This window comes from Mycolicibacterium sp. CBM1 (genome assembly GCF_054073305.1).
The window spans coordinates 85,147-101,955 of the sequence record NZ_JBSXPP010000009.1; the positions used below are offsets into that span (position 1 = coordinate 85,147).

The window sequence follows — 16,809 nt, forward strand, 5'->3', positions numbered from 1 at the left end:
CGGCCGAGATCACGAACTGGACTGGGCACGTGCTCTCAGCGCGTCGGTCAGATCTGGCGGAGCTGCTCAAACGGGACGAGGCACAACGGACGGGCGCTTACCTGTTGCTCGGTGAGGATGAGACCGCTGTGGAGAACACCCGGTGCTACATTGGCGAAGCCGACGTAGTCGCCGAGCGGCTGCGATATCACCAGCGGGACAAGGATTTCTGGGATCGTGTTGTCGTCATCACTTCCAAGGATGCCAATCTGACCAAGGCGCATGGGCGGTATCTGGAATCCAAGCTGATCGCGTTGGCAACCTCGGCCGGACGCGTCACTGTCGAGAACAGCACGGCCCCTGGCGTTCCGGCACTACCGGAGGCCGATGCATCCGACATGGACTACTTCCTCTCCCAACTGCAGATCGTGCTACCGGTGCTCGGCGTCAACGCCATCCGAGTGCCTACGCCCACGGCACCGGGCAAAGTGGAGCATCCGACGGGTTCCCCGGTCTTCCACCTGCGACAAGCGAAACTCGGCGTCGATGCCAGTGCACAGCAGATCGATGGTGAGTTCACCATGTTGGCAGGCTCAACGGTGGTGCCGTCCTGGCACGGTGTCGGCAAGGCCGACAGCACCAGGAAGGCCTACGACACGTACCGCTCCCACCATCAGCACCTCGTCGACACCGGCGCGATCGCTGCCACCGACGGTATCGGCCGGTTGACCCGCAGTGTGGTGTTCTCCTCGCCGTCGACCGCAGGAGCGGTGGCACTGGGACGGGCGTGCAACGGCCGGCGGGAATGGATCTCCGACGATGGTGTGCTCTTCGGCGATTGGGAGGGCCGCGGCGTCGACTGAGTCCTCCGGGTCTGACCCCGCCGCACCGAAGTGGACTGTCACGTTCGGCTCAGCTAAACCGCGTGTTGAGAATCGCACACCGACGAACCGCGCTGCACCGCCCTATCACTCGCCCGGACGGTGGACCTCTGGCGGTAGAGGGCTGGCCGGATCGACGTACCGATACTGGTTGGGAATATCTGTAGGGCGTTGGGGGAGACCCTCACAGGAGTCTTCGGTGTATACCTGATCACCGTGCCACAGAATGACTTCGGGATCATCGCCCGGATGGGGGAGAGAGATGACGCGATTCTCGAGGAGGTCCAGCTGGTAGTAGTAGTACACCGCTTCCTCGAGAGAAGGCCAAGGCGCAGGGTCGATGATTGATTCTCGGGTGTCACGGACCAGTCCCCATGTGATGGGCGACGGCGGCGTCTGGTAGACCAGATACATCGTCGGGCCATTGGTCCAGGCGTGTGACACCACGAAAGTGGCGGCTCTTTCGGTGTTCTCATCGGTAATGTGCACCAATAGATTTCGCAGGACCTCGGTCGCGAACTCGCTGCCGCGTTTGGGTTCAGTTGATGGGGACATTGCCACTCACCCACGGCGGAGCCATCGTCCAGTTCGGCTGTACTACAACGACACCATCGCCGCCTTCAAGGGGGTACATGGTGATGACTCCTTTCTGTCCGCCGTCGGGCACGTCCCAACGATTCTCGGTGGTGTCGACCAGAATTTTCATGTCCAGGCTTTCGCCGGTGTCTTCGCAGTCGTATATCGGGCCAAATAGCTGTGAACAGCGTGTTCGGTCGACTTCTACCTGGTATTCGAGTCTCCCGTTCTTGTTGCTGATCGGCCGACTATGCGATATCAGGTCGGTGAAGACGTTGGGATTAGTTATCCCGTGCTTGTGAAAGATCTTGTCCCACCCGAAACCTTGCTTTCCATCGTAGTACCCGCGCCTGAGTACGACATGGTTGCCGTCGAGGTCGGTGGCTTCGGCGATGACGTCGTTGACCGGGTATGAGGGGTCCGGTGGCGGTGCGAGCGGGACGTCCAACGCCTGGACCGTTTCGGGTGACTCACTGAACCCGCGCCCGTTCAGTTCCGTTGTAGCAGTGACGATCTTAGCGGCGACGTCCTTATCGGCAGCACTCAGTGCGGCGGCGCGGGTAGCGATGGTGGTCGCAAACTGACGCATTGCGGCAATACGCAGTCCGCTGTACTTGCTGGTGTCGGTGACGGAGAGGTCCTCGCTCACGGTGAAGCCCGCTTCACGGGCCTCCTCGATGGCGTCGATGGCTTGGCGTTTAAGGTAGTCGAGCTGGTCGGCCCCGCGGCGGGCAACCGTCGCGGAGTTGGTCAGGATGTCGGCCAAGCCGCGAACCTTCACCAGATCGGCGAAGGCGCGTTCCTGGGCGGCGTCGGCGGCCTCGCCTTCCCATACGGTGCTCCCCGGCGCCAGCATGCCGCGGTGCACGCTCTCGAAAGTGTCTTCCCAGTGCTCGGCAGTAGCACTCCAGTCAGCGGAGGCACGGGTCAGGTGCTCGGTGTCCCAGCCCATGATCTGAGAAAGACTCGGCAGCGCGCCACCGATGGCGGCGGGCATCTATCCGCGCCCCACGCCGCCAACCAAAACCAGATAGCTGCTGGCTAGAGTTCTCCTCGGCATGTACGTACTGGCTCGCTGATGTGGTGAGCTTGCTTGCTGTGGTCTGAATTCTGGCCGCCAGCACCGTCACGGTCTCAGCGAGTGCGGCATAGGTGCTGCTCACCGCGACCACCGTCGCCTGCCCAGTAGGGCCAGCGGGAGGCGCGGGAACGCGGTCAGCAACCTGCATCGCCATGGTGGTGCAGTGCTCAGCTAGCGCGTTCAACCCCTCGCCGCAAACCCTGAGAGTCTCCACCCGGTTAGTCTAATCGGTAGGAAGGAAAGGTTCACTTCACCGATTCGCCTGCCGCCATTCTCGCTCGCGGAAGCTGATTCTGTCGGTTGTGAGGCACATAAGCGCGGCGCAACCTACCGTTGGCTATACCGGTCGCTCTGCAAGGGAGGTGATGATCGTTAGCACGGAATTCGAACTCAAGCTCGTTGATGCGCCCGTGCCCAGCGGCGAGGTCGCCGCAAAGGATCTCGCCGCTCTCGCGGCCTCCCTTCAAGAGCTGACCACGCGGATCGGGCGAGACGTCGCAGGATCCGCCGGGCCCGGCAGATCCAAGCAACATACGGAGAAGTCTGCTCGGCTACGGCTTCGTTCAGTCACGCCTGGCAGCACAGTGTTGAAGTTCGTCAAGGGTCCGACTGACAAGCTCGATATCGATCTCGCGCATGAAAGATTGGCCGACGATCGGTTCTGGGATGTCATAGCGGGCATTGGCCAGAATCACAAACCGGAGTGGATGACAGATCTTGTGGCGGAGAGTGCGGGCAAGCTGGTCGCCGCGCTGCGGTCGGCGGCGCCGCGGGCCGTCTTCTCGGCGCCAGCTCGCCCGACCATCGACTTCGATCCGACAACTGTCAGCGTCGAGAGCTGGCTTTCGCAGGGCCGTGTTGTGTCGCTCGATAACGCGGCGGTCCACGAAGTCGTGGATCCTGGCGCGCCGTACATCGGACCATACGTGGTGTCCGTCAACGAAATTCTGGCGAGCGCACCCGGTGCCGATATGGATGGCGGCCTGAGCCTCACCGACGAGGAGTTCGACGAGTTCTTGAGGGCCGCTCGTTCGTGACCACGGCGTCCATCGTTGACACCGACGTGTTCAGACTCGTCTATGTCAATCGACGTGGGAGTGATGTGCGGGCGGAGCGCTGGCGGGAGCATTCCGGCGACCGCTGGATCGCGGCGTGTGCCATCGCCAAGAACTTCGAGTTGGTCGCCGGTGACGGGATCTACCGTGACGCGCCCAACCTGTCCGTGGTCCTGTGATCCAGAATGGAAGCCGTGTCTGACTCACGTCGCCTCGTTGACAAGCTGTGGTCGTACTGCAACGTGCTGCGCGATGACGGTGTGGGCGTCATCGAGTACACCGAGCAGTTGACCTACCTGCTGTTCTTGAAGATGGCTCATGAGCGATCTACTCGAAAACTCAACCCGCAGAAGATTGTTCCGGACGAATACTCCTGGCAGCGCCTGCTGGACAAAGACGGCACGGCGCTGGAGGTCCAGTACACCGAGATCCTCGTCGGCCTCGCGCAACGCCCCGGAACCCTCGGCACCATCTTCCGCAAGGCGCAGAACAGGATTCAGGACCCCGCCAAACTGAAGCGCCTCATCGTCGACCTGATCGACAAGGAGAACTGGTCGGCCTCGGGCACCGACCTCAAGGGCGACGCCTACGAGGAACTGTTGTCCAAGGGCGCATCCGACAAGGGTTCCGGAGCCGGCCAGTATTTCACACCACGTGACCTCATCCGTGCCATCGTCGACGTCATCGATCCCACCCCTGCTGACACCGTCGTCGACCCGGCCTGCGGAACCGGTGGATTCTTGCTCGTTGCGCACGAACACGCTGCCGCTGGAGCCGAGAACCTCACGCCGACACAACGTAAGCACCTGCGCGACAAGTTCGTCACCGGCTACGAACTGGTCGACGGCACCGCGCGGCTGGCCGCCATGAATCTGCTTTTGCACGGCATCGGTACGCCCGACGGCGACTCGCTCATCGAGGTCAAGGACGCGCTGATCGCCGATCCAGGCCCCCGGTGGAAAGTGGTGCTGTCTAACCCGCCGTTCGGCCGCAAGTCTTCACTGACGATGGTCGGCGCCGACGGTAGAGAAGCCCGCGAAGACGTCGAGATCGAACGGCAAGATTTCGTCGTCACCACCAGTAACAAGCAACTCAACTTCCTGCAGCACATCATGACGATCCTCGACATTAACGGCCGAGCCGCGGTCGTCTTGCCGGACAATGTGCTCTTCGAGGGCGGCGCAGGAGAAACGCTGCGACGAAAACTGTTGGCGGACTTCGAGCTGCATACCATGCTGCGTCTGCCGACGGGGCTTTTCTACGCCCAGGGGGTGAAGGCCAACGTCCTGTTCTTCGACAAGAAGCCAGCCGCCGAGCAACCGTGGACCACCAAGCTCTGGGTCTACGACTTACGCACCAACCAGCACTTCACCCTCAAACAGAATCCTTTGCGTCGCCACCACCTCGACGAGTTCGTCGATTCGTATCTGAGCGGAAAGCCGCGCGACGAGCGGGTGGAATCGGAGCGCTGGAAATCGTTCGACTACGACGACCTCGTGGCCCGTGACAAGGCCAATCTCGACGTCACCTGGTTGCGGGACGAGTCGCTCGAAGACGCCGACAACCTGCCGGCCCCCGAGATCATCGCGCGGGAGATCGTCGAAGATCTAACTGCGGCGTTGGCCGAATTCGAAGCCGTCGCCGCCGCGCTGGAGGCAGCAGCAGGCGGCGGCACATAGAGTTCCCATTTGCCCGCGAGCGAGCAGACGCGAAAGCCCCCGACACGCCGTGCGCGCGGGGGCTTCACGTCTGCTCGGCGGGTTACTCCGGCTTGTAGCCGAACGGCAGCAGCACGCTCTTGGCTTGGGTGTACTGCTCGATGCCTTCGGGGCCGTTCTCCCGGCCGATGCCGGAGTTCTTGTATCCGCCGAACGGCGCACCCGGATCGAAGGCGTACATGTTCACCGCGTAGGTACCGGTGCGGATCTGCGCGGCGATCTTCATGGCCTTGTCGTTGTCGGTGGTGTACACCGAGCCGGCCAGTCCGTAGACGGAGTCGTTGGCGATCCGCACGGCGTCGGCTTCGGTGTCGTACGGAATCACCGCCAGCACCGGACCGAAGATCTCTTCCTGGGCGATGGTCATCGAGTTGTCGACGTCGGCGAACACCGTCGGCTGTACGAAGTACCCGCTGTCCAGCCCCTCCGGGCGGCCACCGCCGGTGACGATCCGGGCGCCCTCTTCGACGCCCTTCTTGATGTATCCCTCGACGCGCTCGCGCTGGCGCTCGCTGATCAGCGGGCCGATCATGGCACCGGCGTTGTCCGGCAGGCCGATTGGCATATTTCGGACAGCTTCACCCAATTTTTCGACGACCTCGTCGTAGCGCGAGCGCGGCGCCAGGATGCGGGTCTGGCCGACACAGGCCTGACCGCAGTTCATCAGGCCGGAGAACACCAGCATCGGCAGCGTGGAATCCAGGTCGGCGTCCTCGAGGATGATCGCCGCCGACTTGCCACCCAGTTCGAGCGTGCACGGCTTGAGCTTCTCGGCGGCGATCTTGGCGATTTCCTTGCCGACGGCGCTGGACCCGGTGAACGTGAACTTGTCGATCTCGGGATTGGCGGTCAGCGCGCGGCCGGTCTCCGGACCGCCGGGCACCACCGACAGCACGCCCTCGGGCAGCCCGGCCTCGGCGAAGATCTCGGCCATCGCGAACAGCGACAGCGGGGTCTCGGCGGCGGGTTTGACGACGATGGTGCAGCCGGCCAGCAGCGCGGGGCCGAGCTTGTTGGCGGCCAGGAAGAATGGCACGTTCCACGCCGTGACGGCGGCGACGACGCCGATCGGCTCGCGCAGCACCATGGTGGTGCCGTAGACGCCGTCGCGGAAGTCGCGCCAGGTGAACTTGTCGGCGGCACCGGCGAAGTACTGGAACGACGACATCGCGGCGCCGTACTGCATCATGTCGACGATCGTCGGCGGCTGACCGGTCTCGGCGGCCAACAGGAACTTCAGTTCCTCGGCGCGCTCTTCGAGGATCTTCACCGCGCGGGTGAGGATCTCGCCACGCTCGGTGGGCGACATGTGCGGCCAGGGGCCCTCGTCGAAGGCCTTGCGGGCGGCGGCGCAGGCGGCGTCGACGTCGGCGGCGGCAGCCAGCGGCACCTTGCCGACCAGCTCGCCGGTGGCTGGCGAGTGCACCTCGATGACCTCGGTCGTCGAGGGCTGCACCCACTTGCCGCCGATGAACAGCTTGTCCCATTCGGTTTTGAACGCGATGCCCGGAATCGTGCTGTGTGTCATGCCCGTCACAGTACCGACTGAAGACAAAAACTAGAACCTGTTCATTCCGCGCGAATTGGCGGGCGCAGCACCAGCACCAGATTGCTCACCAGGAACTCCCGTACACCCGGAACCGACGTCAGCCACCACGCCCATCGCGGGTGGTAGCGCGGGAAAGCCGCGACCAGCGCGCCCGTACTCGAGGCCCACCGCAGTCCGTCGGCCGCCGACACCGCGAACAGCGACGACCCGTAGTTGTTCTTGGGCGGATGGCCGTGCTTGCGGGTGTAGCGGGCGGCCGCCCGGGCTCCGCCGAGGTAGTGGGTCAGACCCATCTCGTGGCCGCCGAACGGGCCCAGCCAGACGGTGTAGGACAGGATCGCGAGCCCGCCGGGGCGGGTCACTCGCAGCATCTCCGCGCCGAGCTGCCAGGGCCGCGCGACGTGTTCGGCCACATTGGAGGACAGGCAGACGTCGACGCTGCCGTCGGCAAAGGGCAGCGCCAGCCCGGAGGCCCGCACGAACGAGCCCGGCGCCGCCTGCCGCACGGGTTCGGCGGCGTGCATCTCGCTGGGGTCCGGTTCGACGCCGACGTAGTGCCAGCCCGCCTCGGTGAACGCCGTTGCGAAGTACCCCGGCCCGCCGCCGACGTCGACGAGGGTGTGACCGGCCGGGGTGGCGGCGGTGCCGGCCTGCCACAGGTCGGTGACCATGGCGGCGGTGTCGGCGGCCAGGGCACCGTAGAAGCGGGCGGGATCGGGCTGTTCGTAGCGGAATTCGCTCAGCAGCCGCATCGAACGGCCGAGCGTCGCGCGCCGGGCGAACAGGTCGGTGACGGCCACCGGCCTCACCCTAGTGATCGCCTTCTCCGCAACGCGGTATCACCGGTGATACCGCGTTCCGGAGACACCGCTGGGGAGGGGACAGCGGTAGGGACTCTCACAGCGACATCGGCGTGGCCGGGCACCGCCGGCCGTCTAGGCTGATCTGGATGTCTGCCAACGTTCGCTCCGTCCTGCTGCTGTGCTGGCGGGATACCGGCCACCCTCAGGGCGGCGGCAGCGAAACGTATCTTCAGCGCATCGGTGCGCTGCTCGCCGAGTCGGGTATCGACGTGACGCTGCGCACCGCCCGCTACCGCGGCGCGCCGCGCCGCGAGCGTGTCGACGGGGTGACGATCAGCCGTGGCGGTGGCCCCTACAGCGTCTACATCTGGGCCGGGCTGGCGATGGTCCTGGCCCGCGTCGGACTGGGCCCCCTGCGGCGGGTCCGCCCCGACGTCGTCGTCGACACCCAGAACGGGGTGCCGTTCCTGGCCCGGCTGGCGTTCGGGCGGCGAGTGGCGGTCCTGGTCCACCACTGCCACCGCGAACAGTGGCCGGTCGCCGGTCGCGTCGTCGGCCGGCTGGGCTGGCTGGTCGAATCGTGGCTGTCCCCGCGCATGCACCGCCGCAACCAGTACGTCACCGTCTCGCTGCCGTCCGCGCGCGACCTGTCCGACCTGGGCGTCGACAGCCGGCGCATCGCGGTGGTGCGCAATGGACTGGACGAGGCGCCGACGGACACCCTGACCGCCCCGCGCTCGCCGAACCCGCGGGTGGTGGTGTTGTCGCGGCTGGTGCCGCACAAGCAGATCGAGGACGCCCTGGAGGCTGTCGCCGCGCTGCGCCTGCGTGTCGCCGACCTCCATCTGGACATCGTCGGCGGTGGCTGGTGGCACGACCGCCTCGTCGAGCGGGCTGAGCGCCTCGGCATCTCCGACGCGGTCACCTTCCACGGCCACGTCGACGACGCGACGAAACACGCTGTCGTGCAACGGTGCTGGGTGCATGTGCTGCCGTCGCGCAAGGAGGGCTGGGGGCTGGCCGTCATCGAAGCGGCCCAGCACGGCGTGCCCACCATCGGCTACCGGTCATCGGGCGGCCTGACCGACTCCGTCGTCGACGGCGTCACCGGTGTTCTGGTCGACGACCACGACGAGCTGGTCGACCGCCTCGAACGCCTACTCACCGACCACGTGCTGCGCGACGAGCTCGGCACCAAGGCCGAAGCCCGCAGCCGCGAATTCTCGTGGCACCAGAGCGCCGCGGCCATGCGCACCGTGTTGGAGTCGGTGCGCGCCGGAACCCCTCTCAGCGGCGTCATTTAGGAGCGCGAAAACGACCATGACCGGCAACACGAAACCCAGCCCGCTGCAGTACATCGCCTACAGCTACGGCAAGGTTCTGCCCGACTCGATGCACGACTGGGTGCGAAACGACCTGACCAGCAAGGGCGCCCAGCGACGGACCTTCTTCCGCGTCGCGATTCCGGCGCTGCTGATCCTGGCGCCGCTGTGGCTCATCCCCACGACCTTCGCCATGCATCTGGCGATGACGGGACTGCTGTTCGTGCCGTGCCTGTACTTCACCCACGCGCTGGACAAGATCTACCGCGCGCACCGGCTGCGCCAACACGGCCTGGACGACAGCCTGGTCAACGAGCGTGCCCGTGAGCGCGACGCGCGTATCGCCGACGACTATCGCAAGCGCTACGGCCACGACTCCGGGGCCGACACCGAGGGCTGAGCCCGGGTCTGAGCCCGCTCAGAGCGTGTCGGCGTACAGGTGCACCAGCCCGGAGGCCACCGCGTAGCGCGGTCCGTGCACCCCGTCGACGTCGGCCCGCCCGACGGCGACCGGAACCGCACGCAACGACTCACCGACCGTGCGGAGCAACTCGTCGTCCAGCGCCCCGCCGCCGGCCAGCACCAGCGCCACCGGCGGCGAATCGAAAGCCTTGAGGCAGCGGGCGATGTTCGCCGCCACCGTCTGCTGCTTGACCGCCAGCCGCAGGCTGCGCCACTCCTCGGCAGCCAACCGGTTGGAGAACGGCACCAGCCCCGCGCTGCCGCGGGTGCACAGCCGCCCGATCGCCTCCGCCGGGGCCGGTGAGTCCAGGAACACCCGCCGGCCGTCCTCCTCGTGTGCGATGTGCGGACCCTCGACGCGAATCGCCGGCGACCGCTTCACCTGCTCGGCCAGCGCCCGCGGCACACCCAGGGTCGCGGCGACGGCAGTGGTGATGGCCTCACCCGCCCCCGCGGCGACCACCTCCTGCCCGGGTCCGATCAGGTCGATGGTGCCGCCGCCGATGTCGCAGACCAGCGACCCGGGCGGCAGATGTGGGGTGGTGTGCGCCCCGCGCGCCGCCGCCCGCGGCTCCGAGGCGATGGTCCGCGCCGGGCGTCCGCACAGCTGCTGCAGCGTCGCCGCCGCGTCGGCCACCTCGTCGGCGGCCAGCAGCGCGACGACGGTGCCGGTGGTCTCCACCACGCCGCGGCGCAGCCACGCCCCGTCGTCGATGGCCCGGAGATTGGTGAAATAGGCGTCGTCGACGGCGATTCCCTGCACGGCCGACGCCACCGCGGCCAGGCGCACACCCACCACCGTGCCGGGCGCGCGCACTCGCAGCAGGCTCTCTGCTTCGGCGGGCGAATAGCGCCGCACCGCCCCCTCGACGCGGCAGTCGGCATAGTCGTCGTCATCCGCGGGCGCGGCGGGGTCACCGTCGCGCAGCGTCACCGCGATCGCGGGCGAATCCGCCAATTCCCTTGTGAATTCGGCGATCCGGTGAATGTGCTCATGGCCCACCCCGAGCGCAGCCGACAGTGCGATCGGGTCGGCCAGCGCCCGGTATGAACGGCCCTGCCTCACCACCTCGATCGCGACCGGGGCGCCGGCCGGCAGGCCGGTCAGTTCCACCTCGTCGACCACCGGGATGCCGGCGGGAATGCGGTTGGCGATCAGGACCGCCTCGTCGCGTTCGGCGATCACCCCGGCGACCTGCCAGCCCCGCTCGACCGCTTCTGCGATCTGGCGCGCAGCGTCTTCGAAATCGACTGTGCCGCAGACTGACACGATCGCCGGGCCAGGCTGCGCAGCGCCGGAGGTGTCGGCCAGCGGGACGTGGGCGCCGACGGCGGTACCTGCACCGGCCGGCGTGCTCGCGCTGGGCCGGCGCAGGCTGCGCACCGGGCAGTGCGGCGGCGTGGGCGGTGGCAGCGGGGCCGTCGCGGTGTCGACCGGGCGCAGCGCGGACAGCACGATCTCGTCGACGGTCAGCTGCGCCTGGACCTCGAGCTTGCGCAGCAGCGCCGCCGCCCCGGCCAGCGAATCCGGGGAGCCCTTACGCCCCCGGGTCGGGGCCTGGCCGTGGCAGATCGGTTCGACCGAACCCGCCTTCACCCGGGCGACGACGATCTCGGTGGTGTGGTTCCCGACGTCGATACCGGCGACCACACTCAACGCAGCAGCCCCCGCCGCTGGTAGACGGTCGCGGCGTGGCGCACCAGTTCTGCGCAGCGAGTCGCGCCGCGCGCGTCGAGGGTGTCCACCAGCGTCTGCAGTTCCTGCGCGGTCGAGCGGTGTGGGCGCAGCGCCTCGTATAGGCCCATCACCTCGTCGTCGCCCATGACCGCCAATTCGGCTGCGCGCAGGAAGTTCTCGGCCAGCTGCGGATTACCACCCGCCGCCGCGACCGACGCCTGATGCGCCAGCGTCGCCGGATCCATCCGCAGATCGGCCAGGCTCAGCTTGCCGTCGACGGCGGCAGCCACGGTGAAACGATCGTCGGTCATGCGCGTGTCGCCTCGACTGTCAGTGGGGGTTCGCCGGGTTCGCAGGCCTCGCGTTCGAGGGCCACCAACGCGACCGCGCGGGCGTGGTAGCGCGCCGAGATCGACTCGTCGGTACCGCCGGTGAAGATCGGCACCGGCGCCATGCCCTTCGCGTGGCGCGCGGCATTCTTGCCCAGCTGCCGGTACATGTCGGCGTCGAGCAGCGGGGCGACGCTGAACAGCTCCAGATTGGCCAGCGGCGCCAGGTCGCGCCGGTGGATCAACGCAGTTCCTTTGCCCTGCAGACCGATTCCGATCCCTGAACCGGACAGCTTGGCTGCCGTGAGGCCGATCAGGCCGACGTCGATGGTGGAGCGGACCCGGACCAGGCGGGCCACGCAGCCCTCCTCCTCCAGCCCGGCGCTGATCTGCCGGAGCACCTCGCCGACGGTCAGCCCGCACAGCGTGAGCCACACGCTGCGGCCCAGTGCCGGCGAGAGCCCGATGCACACCTCGCGGGGATCGCTGCCCTGCCGGGCGTCCTCGACCGGTGTCAGCGTGACGTGTCCGTAATGGTCGGCCTGGTCGGCGGTCAGCTCCGCCGACGTCTTGGCCTGCCGGATGCCGTCGATCTCGGCGCGCCGATGCGCCGAGATCGCGTAACCCGTTCCGGGACCGGCATAGTCGTTGGGATCGGTGAGCTTGGACAGCACGGTGAAGTTCTCGTCGAAGATCGCCGAAGTCTGCAACTGGTCGCCGCGCAACCGCTCGGCGGTAAGCCGCATGATCGCCGCCGCCTCGGGCTCGTAGCCGGTGCGGTGCAGCGCGGCGACGACGTCGAACACCGTCAGTTGGCGCGCTTCGATCGCGGCGGCCGCCTCGGCCACCATCTTGGGGTGACCCGGGGGCAGATCGCGAGAACCGTTGGCCACCACGACCTCGTCGACGCGGGCGTCGTCGTAGTCGGCCAGGCCGAGATCGGAGTAGACGGCCTGCACCGCCTTGGCGGCGCGGCGGCGCACCCGGGCCAGGTGCTCGGCGGACACCGTCCGCAGCCCCCCGTCGGCACCCCAGTCGCGCTGCAGCACCAGGAAGTCGTCCATGTCGTCGGAGTTGAAGTTCGACAGTGCGAATGCGTTGTCGTACCGCGGAATCGAGCCGAACCCGGAGAAGATGAAATCCGCACCGGCCAGTAGCACCGGTAGCGTGTGTGCGCTGCGCCGGATGTCCGATTCGGAGATCAGGTTGTCGTTGCCGGCGCACGACTCCAGATCGCGCAGCATCACCATGAGGTTCTCGGCCAGCAGCTCTTTCATGCCCTCCGGCACCGAGGCCACCACACCGACCCCGTCGATACCGCCGTTCTGCACACCCTGGGAACCCAGCGCGCGTGCCAGTGACACGCAGCGCGACTCCAGGTACAGGATCGAACACTTCTCGGCGGCACCCATCAGCACCTCGGCGCCGCCACCGCTGGTGACCCTCATCTTCAAGCCCCGCGAGGCGTAGGCAGAGGTGAGAATCGCCTTGGAGAACGGGGTGTCGTCGCCGTCGACGAACACCTGCTCGGTGCCGTAGATCGAGATGGTCTCGGCATAGCTGGTCAGCCCGCGCAGACCCAACCGCAGCTCGAGGGCCTCCTCGATCGAGCACTGCGCCAACGCGCCCGGCACGCCCACCTGGCTTCCGATCAACAGCGCCACCGCATTCGACGGCGCGTCACCTAACACCGGGACCGTCGTCTCGACCTCCCGGAAGCCGTAGGCGACGGCGCTGGCGGCATCGGCGGCGATCAGCAGCGGGTCGTCGAGTTGGTTGGTGACGTGTGCCTGGTTGCTCGGCGTGCGGCGGGCCCGCATCTTCGCCATCGCCATCTGCATCTCCACCGGCGTCAGCACCGCCACGACCCGGGCCAGCTTGGCCGGGGTGGTGCCCCCGATGAGGCGGACCACCTCCGCACGGGGCACGTTGATGTCGACGGCCATCCGCGCCAGCACGGCGTCGTCGAGGGCCATCGCCTCCTCGGCCACGTCGAGGTCGATGCCGTGGCGGGCGATGAACTCGTCGATCACGTCGAAGTCGGCGGCCGCCTTGCCGTCGAGCTCGACGACGACGCCGTCGCGGACCACCAATGAGGGCGCGGGGTCGTGTGGGCTGTGCATCGCGGCCAGGCCGAGCGCCGGGTCGGCCACGCTGAAGCCGTCGAGGTTGACCGGCTTGGCGTCCAGGACCCGCATCCGGCCCTGGTCGAGATCGCCCGGGTGGGGTGGGGCCGCATCACCGACTGCATCGCCAGCGGTGGGCACAGCCATACTGTCCGGCATCCTCGGTCCTCGATCCAGGGGAGTGCTTGCTGCGAATCGTGCTGTCGTCGAACACGATACGTGCCCGGCGGTGATCAGGGAGGTGGGTCGGGCGAAACGCGTCGCCTGCGCGACCCCAGCGCCAGCGCGACGCCGGAGGCCAGCAGCAGCGACAGCCACACCAGGTGCGCCGCCACCACGGCGACCCGCTTGCCGTGCGCCGCGCCGGGAGTGGTGCCGCCCACGCGATACAAGGTGAGGTCCTGGTCGCGGTAGACGACCGGAAGGTGTTGCAGGGTTTGTTGCGCGTCGCCCGTCGTCCCCGCACTGCCCGCCTCGACGACCACCCAGCCGACGCCGGCACCGGCCAGGGTCTCGGGGCGCCCGCCGGCCAGCAGCATGCGCTGCACCGCCCGCGCCCGGCCGCCCTCACCGCGGACCGTCTGGTTCGAGATCGTGAGGTCGCCGGTCACCAGCACGTCGGCACGCAACCAGCGGGGCAGTGGGTCGAGCACCGGTGCGGGCCCCGACCAGCTGAACTGGCGCATGGTGTCGGCGGGCAGTACGGCCACGGTCGCGGGCTCGGCATTGACGATCCTCGCCACCGTCGTCCACCCGGCCGGGTAGCGCACCGAGACGACCTTGCCGCCGACCCCCCAGGCCAGGTCGGGCAACACCGCGATCACCGCGACGACACACAGCAGCGCCGCGGCGGCGGGCCGCAGCCTGCCCCGTAGCGTCACCACCGCCGCGGCCGCGGCCGTCGCGTAACCCGGCATCGCCAGCGCCACCCACTTCTGTCCGTCGCGCAAGACCCCCAGCCCGGGCGCCGCATCGACCAGGGCGTGCAACTGGGTCAGCCCCGGACCGGTCGCCATCGCGGCCGGCAACACCACGCCGAGCGCCGCCAAGACCAGCAGGGGGACCGCGGCCCGGCGGCGGATCAGCGCCGGCAACCCGATTGCCACCACCGCGACCAGTACCACGGTGGCCGGTAAGGCGAAAAGTGTTGTGCGCGAATCAGGCACGGCCTCGGCGTTCCAGATTCCGCCGAGCCCGGCGAGGCTGCCGAGAGTGCCGAGGCCGGGCTCGGCACGGGCGGCGAAGGCCAGCAGACCCGACGGCGGCGCCCCGAGTGCGTCACCGAGCGCCGCCGCGGCCAGCCACGGCAGTGCGGTCAGCGCCGAGCCGGTGAGAATGCCTGCCGCACAACGCAGCCGGGACACTCCCGCGCCGGGAGCACAGACACATGCCAACGCGACACCGGCCGCCAACAACAACCCGGTCGGCGTCAATCCGGCCACCGCGATCCAGAAGAGCACCGCCGCCCACCGGACCCACCCCGGCGGGGCGTCGTCGCGGCGCAGCCGGAGCACGGCCGTCGCCACCCACGGTAGGCAGCCGTACCCGACCAGGAGACTCCAGTGGCCCTGCAGCATCCGCTCGCCGACATAGGGATTCCACACCGCCACCGTGGTGGCCACGCACTGGCCTGCCAGCCCGGCGTCGGGCACCAATAGCGCCGCCAGCCGCGCCGCTCCCCAGCCGGCCAGGAAGATGCCGGCCAGCAACGCCGCCTTGACCAGCACCCCGCCGTCGATCACCGCGGACAGCCACGCTACGAGCAGATCCTGTGGCACCGCCCGCGGCGCCGACTCACTGAGCCCCAACGCGGCGTCCGACAGGTAGGACCGGGGGGTGGAGACGGCGTCGCGCAGCAGTAGATAGCCAGGGGCCAGCAGCGGTGCGGTCACCGCGAGGGTGAGCAGGAAGGCATATCCCGGCACCACCCACACCAGGGTCCGGCGTGGCTGGTTCATTCCGGACTCACCGCTGCGGAGGTGGAGGCTCCAGATCCGGTCGCGCCGCGGGAAGCTTCTCGGTGGCGGCCTCGGCGGCGGGCATCGGCCCGGTCTCGTCCTTGCCGAAGAACCCGTGGTCGACGGTGTCCAGGCCCGGGTCGATCAGTGCCGCCTCGGCGCGAATGCTGAAGGTTCCGAGCAGGACGCCGCCGACGAGGGCGACCAGACCCGCTGCGGTGAAGCTGATCGGCAGCACCCGTGACCACAAGCCGATGCGGTCGCGCTCGTCGCGGGCCGAGGCCACCTGCGACTCGATGGTCTCCTCGCTGGAGGTGACCTTGTAGTCGGCCAGTTCCATCTCGGGCCGGACCGCGTCGCGGGCGTAGTAGTGGTTGGCGTGCTCCTGTGTCTTGACGATGGTGCCCGTCACCGGGTCCACCCAGAACGTGCGCTGGGCCGCGTAGTAGCGGGTCATCGTGACCGGCTCTTCCGGCGGCCCGGGCAGACCCCACAGGGCCGCGCGCGCGGTCACCTCGCCGTCCTCGTTGCTGTCGTAGAGCGAGGCGTACTTGATCGGGTCCACCAGCTTGCCGTCGGCGTCGTAGCCGACGTTCTGGGTGAACCGGTAGGTGGTCAGCCCGTTGACGTCGTCTTCGCCGTCGTAGTTGGCGTCGTAGGCCTTCTGCGCGATCGGGTCGAAGAACGGGTAGGTCTTCTTCTCGGTGTTGAACGGGAAGCGGTAGGACAACCCCTCGTGCGGCAGCGCGATGTTGGTCGGCGGCTTGTCGTCCTCGATGGTGCGCGGCTTCTGGACCGACCCACCTGGATGGGTGTCGTCGGAGACGGCCATCGCGGTGGACCGGTTGAGCGTCACGGTGTCGACCATGGCCAGCAGTAGGCCGTTGTCCTGCTGCTTGTCGCTGCGTCGCACACTCGTGCCGACCTGCAGCGTCACCACGTCGGCGTTGGCCGGCGACTCGACGGTGACCTGCTGCTGGGACACCAGCGGAACGTTCTTGTCGACGATGAAGCGCTCGCCCAGCAGCGACGCCGGATCCAGTGCCGATCCCGTTCCGTCGCTGACGAGCGTCTCGTCGATGCTCAACGGGATCTTCTTGATCTTGCTGGAGGTGTAGGTCGACAGCAGCAGCGCGGCAATCAACAGGGCGGCTCCGAGCCCGATGACGCCGTATGCCCCGATACGCAACATGCCCGCGCGGTTCACGCTGCCATGGCCTCCTCACTCACGATCGGCTTTCGCCCCGCCTGAAGACGAAGCAAACCTGTTCGACCCTAACAGCAGAGACCGG

15 protein-coding genes are annotated in these 16,809 nt (G+C 67.8%); 6 read left to right on the plus strand and 9 right to left on the minus strand.

What is annotated here, in order from left to right; translation table 11 throughout:
* The first annotated feature begins 29 nt into the window (after positions 1 to 29).
* The gene (locus ACXDF8_RS14115) at positions 30 to 842 is read left to right on the plus strand and encodes a GIY-YIG nuclease family protein (protein ID WP_457223887.1); all 813 of its coding nucleotides are present in this window, start codon (positions 30 to 32) and stop codon (positions 840 to 842) included.
* A gap of 105 nt (positions 843 to 947) precedes the next feature.
* On the opposite strand, the gene ACXDF8_RS14120 is transcribed toward ACXDF8_RS14115, so the two are convergent.
* Entirely contained in the window at positions 948 to 1,415 is a 468-nt protein-coding gene (locus tag ACXDF8_RS14120; protein WP_457223888.1) for a hypothetical protein, read from the minus strand.
* Positions 1,399 to 2,433 (minus strand): WXG100 family type VII secretion target, encoded by a 1,035-nt coding sequence (locus ACXDF8_RS14125; protein ID WP_457223889.1) that lies wholly within the window; start codon positions 2,431 to 2,433, stop codon positions 1,399 to 1,401. Before ACXDF8_RS14125 ends, ACXDF8_RS14120 begins: the two co-directional genes overlap by 17 nt.
* Before the next feature lie 449 nt (positions 2,434 to 2,882).
* Here ACXDF8_RS14125 and ACXDF8_RS14130 point away from each other — a divergent pair, with 449 nt between their 5' ends.
* From ACXDF8_RS14130 to ACXDF8_RS14140, 3 genes are read left to right on the plus strand one after another with little or no spacing between them, the layout of a single operon-like run.
* Positions 2,883 to 3,554, plus strand: coding sequence for a hypothetical protein (locus ACXDF8_RS14130; RefSeq protein WP_457223890.1), 672 nt, complete (start codon positions 2,883 to 2,885; stop codon positions 3,552 to 3,554).
* Positions 3,551 to 3,751: a PIN domain-containing protein gene (locus ACXDF8_RS14135; protein ID WP_457223891.1), complete on the plus strand. Its 201-nt coding sequence runs from the start codon at positions 3,551 to 3,553 to the stop codon at positions 3,749 to 3,751. The genes ACXDF8_RS14130 and ACXDF8_RS14135 overlap by 4 nt, the downstream gene beginning before the upstream one ends.
* A 15-nt stretch (positions 3,752 to 3,766) precedes the next feature.
* Positions 3,767 to 5,251, plus strand: a complete 1,485-nt coding sequence (locus tag ACXDF8_RS14140; RefSeq protein WP_457223892.1) for a type I restriction-modification system subunit M — start codon at positions 3,767 to 3,769, stop codon at positions 5,249 to 5,251.
* Between the two features lie 82 nt (positions 5,252 to 5,333).
* On the opposite strand, the gene ACXDF8_RS14145 is transcribed toward ACXDF8_RS14140, so the two are convergent.
* Both ACXDF8_RS14145 and ACXDF8_RS14150 read right to left on the minus strand, forming a co-directional pair.
* The gene (locus ACXDF8_RS14145) at positions 5,334 to 6,818 is read right to left on the minus strand and encodes an aldehyde dehydrogenase (protein ID WP_457223893.1); all 1,485 of its coding nucleotides are present in this window, start codon (positions 6,816 to 6,818) and stop codon (positions 5,334 to 5,336) included.
* 41 nt (positions 6,819 to 6,859) lie between these two features.
* Entirely contained in the window at positions 6,860 to 7,639 is a 780-nt protein-coding gene (locus ACXDF8_RS14150) for a class I SAM-dependent methyltransferase (protein ID WP_457223894.1), read from the minus strand.
* Between the two features lie 149 nt (positions 7,640 to 7,788).
* Here ACXDF8_RS14150 and ACXDF8_RS14155 point away from each other — a divergent pair, with 149 nt between their 5' ends.
* Both ACXDF8_RS14155 and ACXDF8_RS14160 read left to right on the plus strand, forming a co-directional pair.
* A complete protein-coding gene (locus tag ACXDF8_RS14155) occupies positions 7,789 to 8,946 on the plus strand; it encodes a glycosyltransferase family 4 protein (protein WP_457223895.1) in 1,158 nt (385 codons plus the stop codon).
* Positions 8,947 to 8,962: 16 nt separating this feature from the next.
* Complete coding sequence (locus ACXDF8_RS14160; protein ID WP_457223896.1) at positions 8,963 to 9,364, plus strand: DUF5313 domain-containing protein; 402 nt, start codon at positions 8,963 to 8,965, stop codon at positions 9,362 to 9,364.
* An 18-nt stretch (positions 9,365 to 9,382) separates the two neighbouring features.
* Here the strand turns inward: ACXDF8_RS14160 and ACXDF8_RS14165 are convergent, their stop codons facing one another.
* From ACXDF8_RS14165 to ACXDF8_RS14185, 5 genes are all read right to left on the minus strand, one after another.
* The gene (locus ACXDF8_RS14165; RefSeq protein ID WP_457223968.1) at positions 9,383 to 11,077 is read right to left on the minus strand and encodes a diol dehydratase reactivase ATPase-like domain-containing protein; all 1,695 of its coding nucleotides are present in this window, start codon (positions 11,075 to 11,077) and stop codon (positions 9,383 to 9,385) included.
* A gap of 2 nt (positions 11,078 to 11,079) precedes the next feature.
* The gene (locus tag ACXDF8_RS14170) at positions 11,080 to 11,415 is read right to left on the minus strand and encodes a diol dehydratase small subunit (protein WP_457223897.1); all 336 of its coding nucleotides are present in this window, start codon (positions 11,413 to 11,415) and stop codon (positions 11,080 to 11,082) included.
* The gene (locus ACXDF8_RS14175; protein WP_457223969.1) at positions 11,412 to 13,631 is read right to left on the minus strand and encodes a propanediol/glycerol family dehydratase large subunit; all 2,220 of its coding nucleotides are present in this window, start codon (positions 13,629 to 13,631) and stop codon (positions 11,412 to 11,414) included. The genes ACXDF8_RS14170 and ACXDF8_RS14175 overlap by 4 nt, the downstream gene beginning before the upstream one ends.
* Positions 13,632 to 13,792: 161 nt before the next feature.
* The gene (locus ACXDF8_RS14180; RefSeq protein ID WP_457223970.1) at positions 13,793 to 15,496 is read right to left on the minus strand and encodes an MmpA family trehalose lipid delivery protein; all 1,704 of its coding nucleotides are present in this window, start codon (positions 15,494 to 15,496) and stop codon (positions 13,793 to 13,795) included.
* Positions 15,497 to 15,524: 28 nt separating this feature from the next.
* Positions 15,525 to 16,724: a cell envelope lipid trafficking protein PgfA gene (locus ACXDF8_RS14185; RefSeq protein WP_457223898.1), complete on the minus strand. Its 1,200-nt coding sequence runs from the start codon at positions 16,722 to 16,724 to the stop codon at positions 15,525 to 15,527.
* Positions 16,725 to 16,809 lie beyond the last annotated feature (85 nt).

Excerpts from the sequence above, each read along its gene's own strand:
- ACXDF8_RS14120 (WP_457223888.1), bottom strand. The coding sequence starts at position 1,415 with ATGTCCCCATCAACTGAACCCAAACGCGGCAGCGAGTTCGCGACCGAG.
- ACXDF8_RS14125 (WP_457223889.1), bottom strand. The coding sequence starts at position 2,433 with ATGCCCGCCGCCATCGGTGGCGCGCTGCCGAGTCTTTCTCAGATCATG.
- ACXDF8_RS14130 (WP_457223890.1), top strand. The coding sequence starts at position 2,883 with ATGATCGTTAGCACGGAATTCGAACTCAAGCTCGTTGATGCGCCCGTG.
- ACXDF8_RS14145 (WP_457223893.1), bottom strand. The coding sequence starts at position 6,818 with ATGACACACAGCACGATTCCGGGCATCGCGTTCAAAACCGAATGGGAC.
- ACXDF8_RS14155 (WP_457223895.1), top strand. The coding sequence starts at position 7,789 with ATGTCTGCCAACGTTCGCTCCGTCCTGCTGCTGTGCTGGCGGGATACC.
- ACXDF8_RS14160 (WP_457223896.1), top strand. The coding sequence starts at position 8,963 with ATGACCGGCAACACGAAACCCAGCCCGCTGCAGTACATCGCCTACAGC.
- ACXDF8_RS14170 (WP_457223897.1), bottom strand. The coding sequence starts at position 11,415 with ATGACCGACGATCGTTTCACCGTGGCTGCCGCCGTCGACGGCAAGCTG.
- ACXDF8_RS14175 (WP_457223969.1), bottom strand. The coding sequence starts at position 13,631 with ATGCGGGTCCTGGACGCCAAGCCGGTCAACCTCGACGGCTTCAGCGTG.